The organism is Paludisphaera mucosa, from assembly GCF_029589435.1.
Classification (GTDB): Bacteria; Planctomycetota; Planctomycetia; order Isosphaerales; family Isosphaeraceae; genus Paludisphaera; species Paludisphaera mucosa.
This window is the reverse complement of record NZ_JARRAG010000002.1, coordinates 2,307,675-2,326,027: the sequence shown is the minus strand read 5'-3', so window position 1 is coordinate 2,326,027 and position 18,353 is coordinate 2,307,675. Positions and strand designations below refer to the sequence as shown.

The 18,353-nt window shown below is 69.4% G+C and carries 9 protein-coding genes; 1 reads left to right on the top strand and 8 read right to left on the bottom strand.

The genetic code is table 11. The features are described from left to right. Positions 1-39: 39 nt before the first annotated feature. From PZE19_RS18545 to tssB, 8 genes are all read right to left on the bottom strand, one after another. Positions 40-684 (bottom strand): DotU family type IV/VI secretion system protein, encoded by a 645-nt coding sequence (locus PZE19_RS18545; protein ID WP_277862121.1) that lies wholly within the window; start codon positions 682-684, stop codon positions 40-42. Positions 685-697: 13 nt separating this feature from the next. Continuing rightward, the gene (gene tssK, locus PZE19_RS18540; protein ID WP_277862120.1) at positions 698-2,098 is read right to left on the bottom strand and encodes a type VI secretion system baseplate subunit TssK; all 1,401 of its coding nucleotides are present in this window, start codon (positions 2,096-2,098) and stop codon (positions 698-700) included. 128 nt (positions 2,099-2,226) lie between these two features. After that, complete coding sequence (gene tssG, locus PZE19_RS18535) at positions 2,227-3,315, bottom strand: type VI secretion system baseplate subunit TssG (protein ID WP_277862119.1); 1,089 nt, start codon at positions 3,313-3,315, stop codon at positions 2,227-2,229. After that, on the bottom strand, positions 3,279-5,210 hold the full coding sequence (tssF, locus tag PZE19_RS18530) for a type VI secretion system baseplate subunit TssF (RefSeq protein WP_277862118.1): 1,932 nt from the start codon (positions 5,208-5,210) through the stop codon (positions 3,279-3,281). Before tssF ends, tssG begins: the two co-directional genes overlap by 37 nt. A gap of 37 nt (positions 5,211-5,247) precedes the next feature. Next, positions 5,248-5,742, bottom strand: coding sequence for a type VI secretion system baseplate subunit TssE (gene tssE / locus PZE19_RS18525; RefSeq protein ID WP_277862117.1), 495 nt, complete (start codon positions 5,740-5,742; stop codon positions 5,248-5,250). Between the two features lie 104 nt (positions 5,743-5,846). After that, positions 5,847-6,335: an Hcp family type VI secretion system effector gene (locus PZE19_RS18520; RefSeq protein WP_277862116.1), complete on the bottom strand. Its 489-nt coding sequence runs from the start codon at positions 6,333-6,335 to the stop codon at positions 5,847-5,849. Between the two features lie 122 nt (positions 6,336-6,457). Further along, positions 6,458-7,969, bottom strand: a complete 1,512-nt coding sequence (gene tssC, locus PZE19_RS18515; protein WP_277862115.1) for a type VI secretion system contractile sheath large subunit — start codon at positions 7,967-7,969, stop codon at positions 6,458-6,460. After that, a complete protein-coding gene (gene tssB, locus PZE19_RS18510; RefSeq protein WP_277862114.1) occupies positions 7,966-8,517 on the bottom strand; it encodes a type VI secretion system contractile sheath small subunit in 552 nt (183 codons plus the stop codon). The genes tssC and tssB overlap by 4 nt, the downstream gene beginning before the upstream one ends. A 943-nt stretch (positions 8,518-9,460) precedes the next feature. On the opposite strand from tssB, the gene PZE19_RS18505 reads away from it, so the two are divergent. Beyond that, the gene (locus PZE19_RS18505; protein ID WP_277862113.1) at positions 9,461-18,286 is read left to right on the top strand and encodes a hypothetical protein; all 8,826 of its coding nucleotides are present in this window, start codon (positions 9,461-9,463) and stop codon (positions 18,284-18,286) included. Positions 18,287-18,353 lie beyond the last annotated feature (67 nt).

Below are 18,353 nucleotides of genomic sequence, written 5' to 3'. Positions count from 1 at the left end.
GGAGCATCCCGCCTGGTCTGGACCCCGGCGCGGTTGGGATCAACCGGCCGAATAATAATCGTGATGGATCGCGAAAAGGTACGCGGCCAGCGTGAACAGGAGCGTGAACGCGGCCAACGCGCTGACCTTCACCAGCAGCGACGGCCCCCGGAGCGGCTGCAGGCCGGCGCCGGGTTCCTCTTCCGGGAACGGCCGGGACTCCACGGAGCCCCCCTCGCCGACGCGCGCATAGATGCGTTCGACCCAGTCGGTCATGCGATCGGGGTCCTGGGCCAACTCGCCCCGGAACCCGAGCGTGACGCACACGAGATAGGCTTCGAGAGGGTCGAAGGCCCCGCGGGCGTCCAGGTCCTCGGCGTGCTCGTAGAACCGCCACGCGCGGTCGTGGCTGCGGAAGGTGAGCCACTCCAGCACGTGCTGCTCGAAGCCCCAGCCCACCGAATGGCCCCACTCCGAATCGGTCAGCACCTCGTCGATCCAGGCGACGAGGCCGTATCGCGCCTCGTCGAAGACGCGGCCCAGCGTGGGATCGGTGACGGCGCGTCGGCCCGCCTCGTCGATCCACGACTGGACCTGGCGCATCGCGTCGTCGAGCGTGCGGGCCTCGCCGCGCTCCAGGCGCCGTCGGAGGTCGAGGACCTTGCGGAAGAGGGGCATCACCAGGTCTGCGAAGCCGTCCGTCATCGCCGTCCTTCGATCATTGCGACTTGACCACGAACACGGCGAACTGGAGATTCACCGTGCGTTGGGTCGTCGGGTTGGTGAGGGCCAGCATCTGCGCGCTGAGGAACTTGCCGCGTTCGAGCTTGAATCGCAGCCCGAGCATCCGGGTCCGCACGACGTCCTTCCAGGGCTCGGCGTTGCGGACGATCTCGAAGTAGACGACGCCCCCCGGCAGCGCGGGGGGTATCCGGTTCAGCGGCTTCATGCCCAGGCCGGCGCCGCCGCTCTTGAAGATGGTCTCGACCTGCTCGCCGCTCCCCAGCTTCCAGTCGGTCGACTTCATCAGGGCGTCGCACTCGGCGTCGGTCAGTTCGGCGGTCTCGACCCCGATGTAGAGCTTCGTCGTCTCCAGGGTCCAGTCGGGCTCGAGCGCGACCTGGAAGCGGGGCCCTTCCAGCTGGAAATACCGCCGCTCGAACGGGACGCGGCCCAGCGACCCGAGCAGGCGGCGGATCTCGGCGAGGACGACCGCGTAGCACGGGCCGATGTCGTCGTGGTCGTAGCTCGGCACCTTGACGGGCCGGCGGCTCTCGCCGAAGATCGCGAGCTGGCCGAGCAGCCGGCAGAGTTCGCCGTACATCGCCAGCGGGTGCAGCCCGCGCGTGAAGAGGAAGCCCTGCCAGGCGGCGTAAGCCGTGTTCAGGGCCGAGAGCCGCAGGATCCGCTCGGCGTCGCCGAGGACCTGGCTGTCGAACGCGATCTTGCGGCCGACGACCTGCGAGGCCTCCTGGTCGATCCAGGCCTCCACCTGCCGGAAGAGGGCCTGGACGTCGTCGTGCAGCGGCCGCCAGGCGTCGAGGCCGAGGACCGGCGGGACGTACGAGCGGTCGACGCGGGGCGGGGCCTGGTCGCTCCCGGCCCGCTCGATGCGGGCGATGGGGAGGGTCTCGAAACCGGGGGCGAGCTGATCCTCCAGCAGCAGCCGGGCCTGGAGGTTGCGGAACTCGATCTCCTCCTCGTCGCCGCCGGTGTTCTCGTCGGGGCACTCCAGCGAGCCGACGAGGAACCGGGGCGCGTCCTCGATCGCCTCGCGCTGGGCGTTGGGCCGGCCGGGCTGCCAGGCGGGGACGGCCAGGTAGACCATCAGCCGCTCGCGCCGGGCCAGGGCCGGGCCCAGCTCGACCGGGTCGAGCGCGGCCTCGTCGGGGATCGAGACGGTCGTGCCGTCCTTGAACCGCGCCTGGCACGAGGTCACCCGCAAGGTGCGGTTGGCGATCGCGTCGGCGTCGAACTCGATCGAGCGGACGCCCCAGTCGTGGGGCTGCAGCCAGTCCTCGGACTCGCGGATCCGCTCGCGCGTCCAGCGCTCGGCCGCCTGGAAATGGTGGGGCTTGAGGAACATCCCCTCGAACCAGTGCACGGGCCGTTTCGGCATGCCTCGCCCCCCGCTCAACCCGCGACTCGACCCGGCGACCGACGCCCGTTCGCACCAATGTGGATTCAATTTAGCATGCGACGACGACAGCCACGAGGGGCCAAGCGTCGGATCGCGCGTCTCCGCCGTCAACCCGGCCGCAGGACCGCGTCGGCGGCGTCGCGGTCGAATTGCCGGACCTTCAGCCAGGCGGACCGGCCGAGCCTCGCGGCGTCGGCGCCGCTCCCCACGCGGCAGGGGGGTACGTCCTCCTTCTTCAGCACGAGCTGGACGTCGAAGTCCATCTCGCCGCGATCGTAGAACCGGACGAGATCCGTGAGCCGCTTCGAGGCCGGGCCGTCGGGGAGGAACTCGTGGAACTCCTCCAGCGAGAGCGGCCCGACGCGGACGCGGAACTTGCTCTGCACGTCCCAGACCTTCCCCCCCGCGACGGCGTCGACCCCCAGCCGAGCGAACGACCCGCGGCGGCCCAGCCGGGTCCGCTCCTCGGGCCTGAGCCGCAGCCAGCGGCCGACGAACGAGAGGACCTGGAACGGCCGGCCGAAATAATCGACCAGCAGTCGTTCGAGCATCACGGCGGATCGATGCTGCTGCGCGAAGAGGCCGGTGTAGAACGGGAGCGAGTCGTCGCCGACCGCCATCCGGCCGCGCAGCGATTCGGGGCCGAGCCCCAGCAGGTGGAACAGCGACGAGGCGAAGGCGTCGCCGTCCGCGCCGGCGGCGGCCCGGTCGCCGTCATCCGCCACCCGGCCGTTCTCCCATTGCGAGGGCAGGTCGTACTTCTCCCAGGCCCGGAAGAAGAGCGAGACGAGGCGGTGGTGGAACAAGTTGAGGAACTCGACCGCCGGGCCGCGGCGGCGGGCCTGGGGGCCGATCAGCTCCTCGGTGTAGATCGTGGGCAAGACCCCGCTCGGCCCGAGCAGGCCGAAGAACGTCGTGGTCAAGGTCGGGGGCGGCGCGGGCCCGGCGTCGGCCGAGGCTGTCGACGGCCGCGCGAGGCCCTCGATCCGGTCGACCGCGCTGGCCGGGAACGTGAGCGAGACGTACTGGGCGAACCGCACGGCCTCGTCGCCGAAGGGGGCGTCGCGCCCGACCGGCGCGCGGTCGTCGGCGATCCGCGTCAGGAGGCGGACGGCCTGGAAGAAGTCGAATCGATACGGCTCCTCGCGGAGCCGGTCGATCAGATCAGCATCCGATCTCCGCTCCGAGCCGGCCATCGCCAGGTCCCCCGCCGTTGCTTGGTGGTCGCCACGAGCCGCGTGAAGCCGTTGATCCCGACGTAGCCGCCGAGGAACCGGTCGAGGACCGCCGCCAGCAGGAACGCCCGCGCGCCCGGGAACGCGTCGTCGTCGAGGACGAGCCGGATCTCCAGGCCCATCGACAGGGGCTTGCCCATCAGCCGCCGCCGTCGCGCCCCCGGTCCCCCCGGATCGTCGCCCGGGTCGGGATAGGCGACCCGCGCCGCGACCCGCTCGTGCGAGACCTCCAGCACGCCCCGGATCATCTTGGCGTTGGCGTCGTCGATCCGGTCGTCGCCGCTCGGCAGGGTGGCGAGCGCCAGCAGCTCGCGGAGCGCCTCGGCCCCGCCGGCCGACTCGCCGCCCGGCTCCGACGGCGTCAGCGAGAGGTGATTGAGCGCCAGCTGCGAGATCAGCCTCCACTGGACCGATCGGCCGACTGGGGGACGCAGGGGTTCGGTCGGCTGCATGAGCAGTCGCGCCCGACCCGCCGCGGTCTCGGTCTCGGCTTCGAGGAAACCCTGGTCGCCGCCGAACGGGAGCCTCGCCGGCAAGTTGCGGTTCGTGCAGGTCAGGTGGGCGGTGATCTTCTCGACGGCCGGCAGGAGGGGGTCGAAACGGGAGTCGACGAACGAGAGGAACAGCTCGGTCCCGCCGTCGATCGGCGAAGGCTGGCGGCTGGCGAGCCAGAAGGCCTCGCGGTCGGCCTCGCGGGTCCCGTGCCGCATGGCGTAGAACGGCTGGAAATCGTAGGAGCCTTCGAGGAACGAGCCCGAGCTGACGACTCGGTCGACCGAGAAGACCTCGAACCCGGTCGGGTGTTCGACGCTCGGCAGGATCCGGTATTCGGTCTGGAGTTGGGTCAGGGGGGTCGGCTCGGGGACCCAGCGGAAGAGGTTGACGGCGGGCGTGCAGCCCAGCCGGAAGTTCGTCGGCCGCACCGCCAGGTCGGACCGGGGCGCGGCGTCGAGCCAGAAGTGGACCTCGATCGTCGGGCCCAGCTTCTCCCGCCCGAGCGGCGGGTGCGTTCCCTCGTACGCCTCGTTCAGGAAGAGGTCGAAGAACTGGAACTTCTGCGGGAAGGCGAAGAACTCCTGGAGCAGCCGATATCCCGGGAAGGATCGGCCGGGATCGGGGTAGAGCGATTCGTCGGCCCCGAAGCCGACGGGCTTCACCGCCGACCTCGGCAGCACCCTGCGGAACGGCCCCCGGCCCTCGGCCGAGCCCGTGATCCAGACCTCGCAAAGGCGATCGAACAGGCATTCGTAGAGGACCGAGGCCACCGGCTCGCCGCCGTCCAGGTAGAAGCGCAGGGATTCGAGCCCTTTGACCTCGGCCCAGCCGCCCGACGCCTGGCATCGCAGCGTGAGCCTGAGCAGGCCGACGGCCCCGGCCGGCTTCCCCGCCTGCACCACGCGGTCGGGCGAGAGGACGGCGGCCTCGACCGTCACCGGCCAGAGCGCGACGGGATGCGAGGTCCGGAACCGGCAGCGGACCCCGTCGATCTCGACGGCGGCCGTGAGCGCCGTGCCGCGGGGGACGGTCCGGCCTTCGGCCGCCCCGGCCGCGTCGCCTCCGCCCTCGAACTGGACGACCGTCGCCGAGGGCAGGGGCCGCAGGGCGTGGGGGTAGGCGACCTCCAGCAGGGCGTTGGTGATCTCCGGGAACCGGTCGTCGAGCTTCTTGCGGATCCGCGCCGTGAGCAGGGCGAACGCCTGCATGAGGCGCTCGACGTGGGGATCCTCGCAGCGACCGGCCGAGAGCGCCAGCAGGCCGGCGACCGCCGGCTGGGCCCGGGCGAAGTGGTCTCCCATGTCGCGGAGGTAGACCAGCTCGCGGCTGTAGTAGTCGAGCAGCTCGTCGGTGACCTTCAACTCCGCCTCCGTCCGTCGCGGGGGGCCGCGGGGGCGCTCAACCGGGGCCGCGGACCTGGAACGCCCGGCCGCCCAGCTCCAGGACCGTGTCGAACAGGATGGGCTGGGCGATCGGCTTGACCTTGATCACGGCCGACACCCGGTAGTTCAGGGTCGTGCTCGCCGCGTCGCGGGCGGCGGCGTTGAACTCGACGCGGACGTCCTTGAGCCGGGGCTCGAACCGGCGGATGACGTCCTCGATCATCCGTTCGAGCTGGCCGCGGTCGCGGGGGTCGCCGGTGCGGAGGCCCGAGATGTCGGGCAGCCCGTAGCCGACCAGCGAGGAGCGGAGGATCTCGGACCCCTCGATCGCCGCGCCGACGCAGCATCGCGCGTTGAGGATCCACTCGACGTGGGCGAGCACCTCGCGCCGGAGCCGGTCCAGCCGCGACGTCGCCGTCGCGTCGGACGACTCGCCGACCAGCAGGTCGGGATTGGTGAGGCGGTCCCACAGCGAATGCGGGAACCGCGGCGCGGCCGGGATCTTGGCCATGGCGAGGACTCCTGGGACGGGCGATCGCCGCGAACGCGGAAACGCGGCCGTCCCGGGCTTCGGGGCGGCCGCGCTGCGTCGAGTTCCGTCTGGCCGGCCGGCGGTCAGACCTTCTTGTTGGCCTTGAGGTCGTAGCCGGCCTTGACGGAGCCGCCCAGCGAGCCGTCGGACTTCTGTTCCTTGTACTCGAACTCGATCTTCGAGAAGTTCAGGCTGACCTGGTCGACGGGGACGACCTCGCCGTGGCCCGAGCCGCCGGTCTGGTAGCTGGAGACGATCAGGTCTTCCAGCGTGACCTTCAGGTACTCCTGCTGGTCCTTGCCCGCCTTGCGGCACGTGAGCACGGCCTTCTTGATGTGCTCGCCGGTGGCGCACTTCTCGAACAGCTTGGGGGTGGCCTTGTTCACCCTCATGACGAAGTGGAAGTCCTGCATGGCGACCTTGCCGGCCCCCATGCCGCCGCGGGTCGCGGCGTCGCCGCTGTTGGTCTCGCCCCAGCTCCAGGACTCGACGTCGATCGAAGCCTTGTGCTTGGAGTCGGTCGATTCGCCGTCGACGCCGTCGATCTTCAAGAAATAGTCGACCACTGCCATCGTTCTCTCCTCGGTTTGGTCGCCCCCTCGGGGGCCGTAGGTCCACCCTGCACCCGGAAATCAAGAAACGAAGTCGGAGACGTCGCCCTGATCCCTCAGGGCCGGGAGCGCTCCCGATCGGGTCACTTCGAGGCCCCGGCCGGCAGCTCGGAGACCAGCCGCATCGAGACGGTCAGCTCGTCGAGCTGGTAGTGCGGCCGGAGCAAGGCGATGGCGCGATAGCAGCCGGGCCGGCGGGGGTCGTCCTCGACGTTGATCTTGGCGTCGAAGAGGGGCTTCTCGCGCTTGGTGTTCTCGGACGCCGTCTCGTCCGGCGAGACGTAGTTGGTGATCCACGTGTTCAGCCACAGCTCGCAGTCCTTGCGGCTCATGAACGAGCCGATCTTGTCGCGGGCGATGGACTTGAGGTAGTGGGCGAACCGGGACGTCATCAGGATGTACGGCAGCTGCGTCGACAGCCGGGCGTTGGCCGTGGCGGCGTCGGTGTCGTACTCGAACGGCTTCTGGCAGGACTGGGCCGAGAAGAACGCGGCGTAGTCCGTGTTCTTGCAGTGCGCCAGGGCGATGAACCCCAGGTCGGCCAGCTCCTTCTCGCGGCGGTCGCCGATCTGGATCTCGGTCGGGCACTTGTTGGCGATCTCGCCGTCGTCGGTGGTGAAGCTGTGGAGGGGCAGGCCCTGGACGAGGCCGCCGTTCTCCACGCCCCGGATCCAGGCGCACCAGCCGTATTTGGCGTAGGCGTCGGTCATTCGGGCGCCCATCGCGTAGGCGGCGTTGGCCCACAGGTACTTCTCGTGCGAGCGGCCGTCGACGTCCTCCTCGTAGTTGAACTCCTCGACCGGCACGTTGGCCTGGCCGTAGGGGGCCCGGATCAGCGTGCGGGGGAGGCAGAGGCCGACGTAGCGGGAGTCCTCGCTCTCGCGGAACGACTTCCACTTGTCGTACTCGCGGGACCGGAAGATCTCGGCGAGGTCGCGGGTGTGGGGCAGCTCCTCGTAGCTCTCCCAGCCGAACATCTGCGGCGCCGCCGCCGACAGGAAGGGGGCGTGCGAGGCCGCCGCGACCTGCGAGACCCGCTTCAGCAGGGCCAGGTCCTGCGGGTGCTTGCCGAACTCGAAGTCGCCGATCAGGGCCCCGTAGGGGGTCCCGCCGTAGACGTCGTATTCGGACGAGTAGATCTTCTTGAACAGGGCGCTCTGGTCGAACTCCTTGGCCCGCTCCAGGTCGCGCAGCAGCTCCTTCTTGGAGGTGTTGAGCACCCGGATCTGGAGCATCGGGCTGGTCTCGGACTCCTTCACCAGGTAGTGGAGCCCCCGCCACGAGCCCTCGAGCTTCTGGAACTCGGGGTCGTGCATGATCACGTTGAGCTGGTCGCTCAGCAGGGCGTCGATCTCGGCGATGCGGTCGTTGATCATCCGCTCGGTGTCGGCGGAGACCTTCATCTCGCCGGCCATGATGCTCTCGACGAACTCGCCGACGAGGTCCGAGTGGTACTTGCGCAGCTCGGGCTCGCCCTCGCCGACCCGGTTGGCCTTGAGGATCTCGTCGAGCAGGTTGGCGTCCCCCTTGGGCTCGACGGCGGCGGCCTCGGGGGCCGCGGCGGGGGCGGCCTTGCGTTCTTCGGCGGCGCTCATGAGCGGGTCTCCTCTTGGCTGGCGGCCGGGGCGTCGCCGCCGGTCTCGCGGCTGAGCCGCGAGAGCTGGTCGGCGTCGTGGATGATCCGCTGGAGCAGGGATTCGAGGCGGTCGTTGGTGACGACCTTCGACTTCAGCTCGGCGAGCTTGCGGCGGGCCTCCAACAGCTTGCGGAGGGGCTCCACCTGCTCGACCACCCGGACCGGCTCGAAGTCCTCGATCGAGTCGAACTTGAGCTCGACCCCGAGCTTGGTGCCGTCGCCCTGGATCGCATTGTCGACGCGGAGTGCGAGCCGGGGCTTGATCCCCTTCATCACCCGGTCGAAGCTGTCCCGGTTGATCTCCACGAACTTGCGCTTCTCGTCCTTCAGCTCGGGGAGCGGCGGCGCGTCCGGGTCGGGATGCCCCGCGAGGTCGGCGAGAACCCCCAGGACGAAGGGGAGCTCCTTCTTGACCTGGGCGCCGCCGATCTCGACGTCATAGGTGATCTGCACCCGGGGCGGGCGGACCCGGTCGAGCTTGTGCTGCAGACTCTCATCGCGCGGCATGACGTAAGTCCTCTTTAGTATGGGACCGTTCGGATCCGGGCCGCGGGACGAGACCGAGGCCGTCGGCCGTCGTCCCCGAGGCGAGCCCGCCGCGATATGGCGGGGCACGCGAGGCGCCGCGACATGGCCCGCCCGCCCACGATCCTCGATATCAGCATCCGGGCGACGCATCCGCGGCGATCGGCCAGGGGGGTTCATTCTGAGGCCGCAAGCACCGCGAATGCAAACGAAAAACCCGATCCGGACGGCTCTTCGACCGTTCTCTTCCACGGCCCACTTCGCCGTCTCCACCCGTCGCAGGAGAATGCGGGATTCGGGATCGATTGTGACAAGGCTTCCCGGCCGCAGCCTGCTTTTTTCGGAACATGCCAGCACGCAGACAACCACGACTTGGCGAGCGAACGGCTTACTTCACCCGAGATCAACCCGACCTCAATAATGGACTTAATTGCCGCTTTCAGGTTTTTTTGAACTTGGAGTCGATGTGTCGCGGAACGACCCACGTTGCCATCAAGGTCGACTCTCGAATCCGAACGTGGAGTGAACATGGGAAACCTGGGAAGATAGGGACATTCAACTTGTTCCGGCGAATTACGTCGGCTATCCTTTCCCGGAATCCAGACAGGCCGCCGCGCATCGTTTTAAATAAAACATTATGATCCAAATCAACACGGATTAAGCCTGCTTGCCGAGGCCTTCCCTCTCGCAAAGACGATTTTCAGGAATTTGTTTGCGGGCCCCGTTACCAGGCATTTAAATGCAATCACGCATCACTGCTCCACGATCGGGTTCAACATCTCGACCGATGTGAACCGCCCTCTCGACACGCCCGGTCGGCGGCGTCGAGGTCCGTCGCGCCCGGCCTTCGATCGTCGTCCCGAGCGCCGTCGGCAGCCGTAGGATCGCCCGAACGTCGACAGCATCTCGCGAGGTGGAGATTCCCATGACCTGGTCCCAGCGCAGTCCCCGTCGGCGGCCCGATCGCGCCTCCCAACGACTCCTCGCGAGGCCCGCGATCGAGGTCTGCGAGGATCGGATCCTGCTGACGGCCTTCCTCGTCCTGAACGGCGATGACGCCGGGCCGGGGAGCTTGCGGGACGTGATCCAGCAGGCCAACGCCGACGCGAGCGCCCCCCACACGATCGCGTTCGACCCCGCCGTGACGACGATCGACCTGCTCTCCGCGCTCGATCCGATCCAGCGGCAGGTCACGATCAACAGCACGAGCCGCACGGACGTCGCGATCGACGGCGGCGGCGGCTCGTTCGACGGCCTCACCCTGGCCGCGGGGTCGGACGGCAGCACGGTCCAGTTCCTGACCATCCGGGATTTCGGAGGGGCGGGCGTCCGCGTGAGGTCGAGCGGCGACCAGATCCTGGGCAACACGCTGGGCGCGGACTCCGAAGGCCTCGGCGAGGGCGTCTTCATCGAGGGCGGGGCGAACAACATCATCGGGGCCGCGGGCTCGGCCAACGTGATCGGCTTCACGACCGTCGCGGGGGTGCTGATCTCGGGTTCGACGGCCGCCGGCAACGTCGTGCGGGCGAACCTCATCGGCGCCGACGCCTCGAACGTCGCCCGCGGCAATCCGATCGGCGTGCTGATCAACCAGGCGGGGAGCAACACGATCGGCGGGTCGGCCGCCGGCTCGGGCAACGTCATCGGCAACAGCGCGACCGCCGCCGTGCAGGTGCTCGACTCGACGGCGGCGAGCGTGATCGCCGGGAACTTCATCGGCATGGACGCGTCCGGCGCCGCGCTCGGCAACGTCGACGGCGTCCAGGTCTTCCGATCCGCCAATGTGGTCGTCGGCGGCGACGCCGGCGACGGCAACTTCATCGGCAACAGCTCGCACGCCGCCGTCTCGATCGCCGGCCTGGGCGCGACGGGCAACACCGTGCTCGGCAACACGATCGGCTTCACCCCCGGGTCGGGGGTCGCCGCGTCCAACGCCTACGGCGTCGTGATCAACGACGCGGCGGGCAACACGATCGGCGGCACGACGCTCGGCTCGGCGAACCACGTCGACGCCAGCACTTTGGTGGGGGTGCAGATCTTCGGGCCCTCGGCCACGGGGAACACGATCCTCGGCAACGACATCGGCTCCCGGGGGAACGACGCGATCTCGGCGAACGAGTTCGGCATCCAGCTCAACGGGGCCGGAGGGAACACCATCGGCGGCACGACGAGCCAGGCCGCGAACACCATCGGCAACAGCAAGACGGCCGGCGTGCAGATCCTGGGGCCCAAGCCGGCAGGCGACCTCGTGATCGGCAATCGGATCGGCGTGGGGGAGGCCAACTCGGCCGTCGGCAACCTCTTCGGCGTCCAGGTCGTCAATTCCAACGACGACCGGATCGGCGGCACCGCGCCGGGCGAGGCCAACCTCATCGGCTTCAACATCCAGGCCGGCGTCAGCATCTTCTCGGGCGTGCGGAACCTCGTACAGCACAACCAGTACGTCGGCACGAACGGCGCCCTGCCCGGGGCCTCCAGCGACATCAACCTCGCCCCCACGGCCAACGGCGCGATCCAGCCGCCGGCCGTCTCCACGGCGTCGATCCTGGGCTCGGACCTCACCATCCGGTTCTCCCAGGACCTCGTCGCGGGCGACGTGATCGAGGTCTACCTCTTCGACCCGAGCCTGCCCGGGTCCCGGTCCTTCCTGGACCAGGGCGTGATCGTCGCGGGCTCGCTGGACGCGCTCACGATCCCCGCCGGTTCGCTCTCCAACGGCCAGTCGCTGGTGGTCACGGCGACGTCCGCGACCGGGACGTCGGCCTTTTCGAGCGTCGTGCTCATCGCCGACCTCTTGACGGTGACGAACACCTTCGACTCGGGGTCGGGCTCGCTGCACCAGGCGATCCTCAACGCCAACGCGCTGGGGGGCGGGAACATCGTGTTCGCCATCCCCGTCGGCTCGACCATCGACGTGCCCGCGAGCCTCCCGCTGCCGACGATCACCGCGCGGGTCGCCTTCGCCGCGATTGCCGCGGACCTGCTGGCGATCCAGGGGGACGGCTCGATCTTCGACGGCTTCGTCTTCGGGTCGGGCTCCGACGACAGCCTGATCGAGAACCTGACGATCCGAGGGTTCGGAGGCGCGGGCGTCCGCATCCTGTCCAGCGACACGGCCGTGCAGGGCGACACCTTCGACGCCAACGGCGTGGGTGTCGTCCTGGCCGGCGCCACAGGCGTCGTCGCCGCCAATTTCTTCGGGACCGAGGCCGGGGTGGGGAACGGGGTCGGCGTCCTGATCCAGGGGCCCGACAACACACTGGGCGGCGAGACGCTCGCCGACGCCAACTTCATCATCCGGTCCTCGATCGCCGGCGTGCAGATCAGCGGCCCGTCCGCGACCGGCGACAAGATCTTCAACAACGCGATCGGCCATGCGAGCGACCCCGCGCTCAGCAACGCGGTCGGCGTGATGATCGTCGGCGCCGGCGGCAACTTCGTCGGCGACGTCGGCAAGGGGAACACGATCCGCAACAACCGCCAGCAAGGCGTGTCGGTGCAGGCGGGGGATCAGAATACGATCCTGTCCAACGTCTACATCGCCAACGGCGGCGACGACGCGAGCAGCATCTTCATCGCGCCGGGGGCCAACAGCGGCCTTCTGCCGCTCGACGTCTTGAGCGCGGCGCGCGACGCGGACGCGCTGTCGATCCAGGCGACCGTCGCCCCGGGGCAGCCCGTCGGCGGCCTGTCGACGCTGGAGATCTACCAGTTCCGCAACGGGACGGGCGTCCTGATCCAGACGGTCACGGGCGTGTCGCTCGTCGCGGGCACGCAGACGATCGACGTCACGGCGCCCGGGATCGACGACGCCGACCCGATCCTGATCACGATCACGTCGGCGGCCGGCGACACGTCGGCCTTCTCCAACCCCGTAAGGGCCGTCCCGCCGACCGTCGTCGTCAACACGAACGACTTCGGCCTGGGGTCGCTGCGGAACGCGATCGAGTACCTCAACACCCATCCCGACGAGACGAACCGCACAATCACGTTCGACCTCAGCCGGGTCGAGAGATCGGGCGACTTCTGGGTGATCCCGGTAATCGACGGTCCTCTCGTCGTGCTGCTGCCGATGGTCATCGACGCCTGGGGAGGGGCCCCGTCGACCGATGGGTTTGAAGCGCCGGAGATCCGGCTGCGGCCGCAGGCGGCCGCGGAACCACCCCCCTTCGCCCCCTTCCAGGGCCTCATCTTCGGCGGCGACTCGGGGGGGCAGGCGCACGGGTACAGCGGGAGCGTGGTGCAGGGCCTCGGCTTCGACGGCTTCTTCGACGCCGCCGTGACGATCGAGACCTACCACGTCACCGTGCGGGGCAACGATTTCGTGGGGGCTACGGAGGGGGGGGCGTTCGGCGTCGGCGTGCGGATCGCCGGCGGCTTCCAGAACCTCGTGGGGGGGGCCCTGGAGAGCGAGGGGAACCACTTCGGCAGCCTGGAGGTCGGCGTCCTGATCGAGGGCCGCTTCATCGAAGGCCAGCCGCCGTCCGAGGTGGCCAGCCACGAGAACCAGGTCGTCGGCAACCGGTTCGGCACCGACGGATTCGAGGATTTCGGAAACACCTACGGCGTCTTCGTCTCTCAGTCTTTCGGGAACAAGATCGCCGCCAACTGGATCGGCAACTCCGAAGCGGCCGGAATCGAGATCTCGGGACCTGACGCGACGCTGAACCTGGTCACGGCCAACTTCATCGGGGTCGTCCCGACGCGGTCCGTCGACTACAAGCCGGGGAACTTCATTGGCATCCTGATCGACGGGGCCGGCTGGAACTTCATCGGCCGATCGACCGACGACGCCGGCAATGTCCTTTTGGATTCGGCCAACGTCATCGGCAACAACGGCGTGGGGATCGAGATCGACGGGGCCCCGACGGAGGACTCGACCCCTGCCGCCCCCCTCGCCACGTCTCAGTTCAATACGGTCGCGGGCAACTACATCGGCGCCGACGCCCTGGACCGCGACCTGGGCAACGGGATCGGGGTCGCGATTCGCGGCGGAGCGGTCAATTTCGTGGGCCTGCGCGGGGACGTGTGGGCCAACGTGATCGGCAACAGCACGAACGAGGGCGTCCTCGTCGATCTGGTGACGATCAGCCGGGAGGGTTCGCCCTCCTACACGATCCCCGCGGTGGGCAACGTGCTCCAGAACAACTTCCTCGGAACCAACCCCGACGGCACGTCGGCCCCCAACACCTACGGCGTCCGGCTGGCGAGCGCGCTGGGCAACGTGGTGGGCCCGCCCTCGGGGTCGGTTGCCTCGACCTTGCTCGCGAACGTCCCGGACGGCGCCAACGTCATCTCGGCGAATCGCGCGGCCGGGGTGTTCCTGGGGGCGGGCTCGGCGAACAACTTCGTGCAGGGCAACCTCATCGGCCGCGCCGCGACGCTCGCGACGGCGCCGTTCCCGGGGGTCTTCTTCGCCGGCAACCTCGGCAGCGGCGTGGTGCTCGCGGGAGGCTTCCAGAACGTGATCGGCGGCCTTGGGGCGCTGCCGGCCGGGTCGCGTGCGGCCGGCTTCGGCAACCTGATCCTGGGCAACCTCGACGGCGTCGACGTCGACGCCGACGCAACGTCCGGCGACTGGATCCGCGGCAACCAGATCTCGGGGAGCCTCCTGAACGGGATCGCCGTGCAGGGCGACCTGGGGGGCGCGACCCGGATCCTGACGATCGCCGAGAACTTCATCGGGACCTCGTTCGACGGCCTCACCACCCGCTCGGCGTCGGGAGAGCCCACGGCCAACGGCCTGAACGGCATCCAGATCGCCCCCACCGGAACGTGGTCGCCGGCGCTCCAGATTGCCGACCCCGCGGCGACGCCCGTGATCCTGGTCGCCTCCAACCTCATCTCGGGGAACGGTCTGAGCGGCGTCGCGGTGAGCGACCCCATCCGCTCGAACGCCTCGACGCTCCGGTACGCGAAGGTCCTGATCGACGACAACATCGTCGGCCTGAACCTCGTCGGCGATGCGACCGACGCCGCTGGGACGCCTTTCGGCAACGTGCTCGACGGCGTCCGGATCGCCAACGCGGGCGGCGTCCAGGTCGGGAAGGCCCCCACGATCGGCGATCCCCGCTCCAACGTCCTCTCCGGGAACCTGGGGCGCGGCCTGGAGGTCGCCTGGACGAAGAGCTTGCCGACGTTCGCCGACGCGGGCGACGACTTCGACGTGATCGGGGCCATGAAGATCGCCGTGCTGGGGAACGTCATCGGGGCCGACCTCGCCGGCGCGAGCGCGTCGCGGGACGGCCGCAGCACGGGCAACCTCTCGGACGGCGTCTTCCTGCTGGGGAACGTCGTCACGGTCGTGCAATCGAACCTCGTCGGCGGTAATCGCGCCTCGGGCATCCACGCCGCGGGGGTCGAAGGGGGCTTCACCGGCTGGTTGTTCATCGACGGCGACGACATCGGCACCAACACCGCCGGGGCCGACCTCTACAATGGCTCGGACGGCGTCTTCCTGGACGGCCTTGAGGACGCCGACACGTCTCAGGTCCGGGTCCAGATCCGGGGCAACAACATCGGAGCCAACCGGGCCAACGGCGTGCAGGTTCTGGCTTCCCGCGGCGTCGCGATCACCGGGAACCGGATCGGAGCCTACGGGCTGATCGCGGGGCTCGCCGGCGCCCAGGAACTCGGCAACTTCTCCAACGGCGTCTTCCTGAACGGGTCGACCGGGGTGACCGTGGGCGGGACGTCCGAGGCCGACCGCAACATCATCTCGGGCAATCGCGGCAGCGGCGTGGTGATCAACGGATCGCCCGAGACGGCTTCGGGCGGGAACTTCATCCTGGGTAATTTCATCGGCGCGTCGGCCGACGGCCTGCGGAGCGTGCCAAACCAGAATTCGGGGATCCTCGTCAACGGCTCCGCCGGCAACCGTATCGGAACCGCGACGGCGGTCGTGGGCGAGAACGGCGGCAACCTGATCTCGGGGAACCGCCTTTACGGCGTCCTCATCGCCGGGGCGGGCGTCGGCGCCAACGGCAACTCGGTCGCCGGCAACCTGATCGGCACGAATCGCGGCGGGACGGCCGCCCTCCCCAACTCGTCTGACGGCGTGTTCATCCTCAACGCCGCGGGCAACATGATTGGGGGCCTAACCGCGAGCCGCAACGTGATCTCGGGCAACGACGCGCAGGGGGTCCGGATCTTCGGCGCCGCCTCGATCGGCAACGTCATCGCCGGCGATTACATCGGCGTCGGGTCCGACGGCCGGACGGCGATCGGCAACCAGGGCAACGGCGTCATCATCGACAACTCCGGCCCCAACCAGGTGGGCCCGGACACGATCGTCAGCGAGGTGACCGCCTCGACGCAGTCGACTTCAGAAGGCCGCAACGTGATCTCGGGCAACGGGCAGTCGGGCGTCCAGATCTCCGGCACCACGGTCTCGGCCGCCGGGACCCGGGTCTTCAACAACTTCATCGGGGTCGATGCGACGGCGTCCTTCGCGGTCCCCAACCGGGGGCCGGGGGTGGTGCTCAGCGGGGTCTCGGGCGTCGTCGTCGGCTCCGACTTTCCGGTGCTCCGGAACATCATCTCGGGCAACGGTCAGGGCGGGGTCTCGTTGGTCAGCTCGCAGGGAGGCGCCCCGGCGACGCGGATCATCGGCAACATCATCGGCCTCGACGGGACCGGGACGACGGCGATCGGCAACAACGGCAACGGCGTCGCCTTGACGGGCGTCTCGGACGTGGAAGTCAGCGGCAACGTCGTCTCGGGCAACGCGTTCGACGGGGTCCAGGTCTTCAGCCCGTCGAGCCAGGCCTTCGCCGACGGCAACCGGATCTTCGGCAACTACATCGGGACGAACGGCGCGGGCTCGGCCGGGCTCGGGAACCGGGGCGGCGGGGTCGTGCTGATCAACGGCCACGGCAACGTCGTGGGCGGCGTCGCGGCGAACGTCATCTCGGGCAACGTCGGCAACGGCGTGGACGTGGAATTCCAGGCCGGCCGCGAGCGGGAGGGGAACGCGGCGCCCAATACGATCGCCGGCAACCTGATCGGCCTCGACGCCGGCGGCTCGCGGCGGGTGGGCAACGGCCTGTTCGGCGTGCTGCTCGACAACGCCGTCGACACGGTCGTCGGCTATGCGGCCGGGGGCGGCGTGGCGACGCTGCCGGGGACGCTGGTCCCGGCCGCGGGCGCGGCGAGCAACGTGATCTCGGGCAACGGCCTGGCGGGGATCTACCTGACGGGCAGGACGCAGGGGACGACGATTCGCGGCAACTTCATCGGCGTCGACGCCCAGGGACGGGCGTTCAACGACGCCGGACTCGGTCTCGACCTGTACAGCAACCTGGCCGGCGTTTTGGTCGACGCCCAGGCTTCGGGCAACTGGATCGGCGGCCTGAAGGACGACGAGTCGGGCCCGCTGGAGGGGACCGGCAACATCATCACCCAGAGCGCGGCGGGGCGCGTCGCCGGACTGATCGGCGTCCGGGTGAATTCGACCGGGGCCGTCGGCAACCACATCCAGTCGAACCTGATCGGCGTCGACTCGCGGGGGCGGAGCGGCTCGAGCGCGGTCGGGGTGATGCTCGACAACGCCCAGGCGATCCAGGTCGGCGGCTTCCGGCCGAAGCAGGCCGGCATCGACATGTCCTCGCCGTCGGGGAACGTCATCACCGGGAACGCGACGGCCGGCGTCGAGATCAGCGGCACGCTCGCCCAGAAGAACGTGGTGGTGGGCAACTTCGTCGGCACCGACGTCACCGGAACGACCCGGCCGGCCCCGCGGTTCGCGCCCGGCTCCGACCCGCGCTACAACCCCTCGCAGGCGGACGGCGTGCTGATCCTGCAAGGTTCGGGGAACGTCGTGGGCGCCCCCGGGTTCGGCAACCTGATCTCGGGCAACGGCAACGGCGTGAACATCGCCTCGCTCGACGCCAACGCCCCGGCCTCGAGCGCGAACCTCGTGGTCGGCAACACGATCGGCACCGACGTCGCGGGCTTCACGGCCCTGCCCAACTTCGGGCTGGGCGTCTTCATCACGGCGGCCGTCAACAACACGATCCAGGGGAACCTGATCTCGGCCAACGGCCTGGCGGGCGTGCAGATCTTCGGCGGCCGCAGCCAGCTCGGCGGCGCCGGGACGGCCGTCACGCTCGGGAACACGATCCTCGCCAACCAGATCGGCACCAACGCCGCCGGCCAGGTCGACTTCTCGGTGACCAACGGCACGCAGGTCATCCACTCGATCGCCGACCATCCCCAGGTGACGCTGCCGGACGGAATCGTCGTCACCTACGGCTTCCAGCAGCACGGGGTCGTCGTGATCGGGTCGTCGGGCAACCAGGTCGGGCTGCCGGGGCTGGGCAACCTGATCTCGGGCAACATCCTGACGGGCGTCTACATCAGCCGGCTCGACAACGCGCTCAACGTCTTCGCGTCGCCGGTGGGCAACTCGGTGCAGAGCAACCGGCTGGTCTTCGACGGCGTCTACGGCGTGTTCCGGTACGACGCGCCCAACGGCAACCCCGTGGCCGAGTCCCCCGCGGCGAACGCCAACGACTTCACCGGCACGCCGATCCCGATCGGCGACTTCGTGACGGGCGTCGACGTCACCACGCCGCAGACCACCACGGATTCGATCCTGCTGGGCCTGAACACCGGCCGGAGCGTCCCCAGCGGCCCCCGACGCGTCGGGCGGCGGACGCAGGCCGCGTCGGCGACGACCGTCCCGGCGCGGCCGGCCGCCTTGCAGCGGCCCGTCATGGCCCAGGCCGCCCGAGTCCGCGGCGGTCGCTGAGTCAACCTCGGGATCGCGACGAAGCCGGGCCCGACCTCGTCGGATCCCCGGCTTCGTCGTTGCACCT

Excerpts from the sequence above, each read along its gene's own strand:
- PZE19_RS18545 (WP_277862121.1), bottom strand. The coding sequence starts at position 684 with ATGACGGACGGCTTCGCAGACCTGGTGATGCCCCTCTTCCGCAAGGTC.
- tssK (WP_277862120.1), bottom strand. The coding sequence starts at position 2,098 with ATGCCGAAACGGCCCGTGCACTGGTTCGAGGGGATGTTCCTCAAGCCC.
- tssG (WP_277862119.1), bottom strand. The coding sequence starts at position 3,315 with ATGGCCGGCTCGGAGCGGAGATCGGATGCTGATCTGATCGACCGGCTC.
- tssE (WP_277862117.1), bottom strand. The coding sequence starts at position 5,742 with ATGGCCAAGATCCCGGCCGCGCCGCGGTTCCCGCATTCGCTGTGGGAC.
- PZE19_RS18520 (WP_277862116.1), bottom strand. The coding sequence starts at position 6,335 with ATGGCAGTGGTCGACTATTTCTTGAAGATCGACGGCGTCGACGGCGAA.
- tssC (WP_277862115.1), bottom strand. The coding sequence starts at position 7,969 with ATGAGCGCCGCCGAAGAACGCAAGGCCGCCCCCGCCGCGGCCCCCGAG.
- tssB (WP_277862114.1), bottom strand. The coding sequence starts at position 8,517 with ATGCCGCGCGATGAGAGTCTGCAGCACAAGCTCGACCGGGTCCGCCCG.
- PZE19_RS18505 (WP_277862113.1), top strand. The coding sequence starts at position 9,461 with ATGACCTGGTCCCAGCGCAGTCCCCGTCGGCGGCCCGATCGCGCCTCC.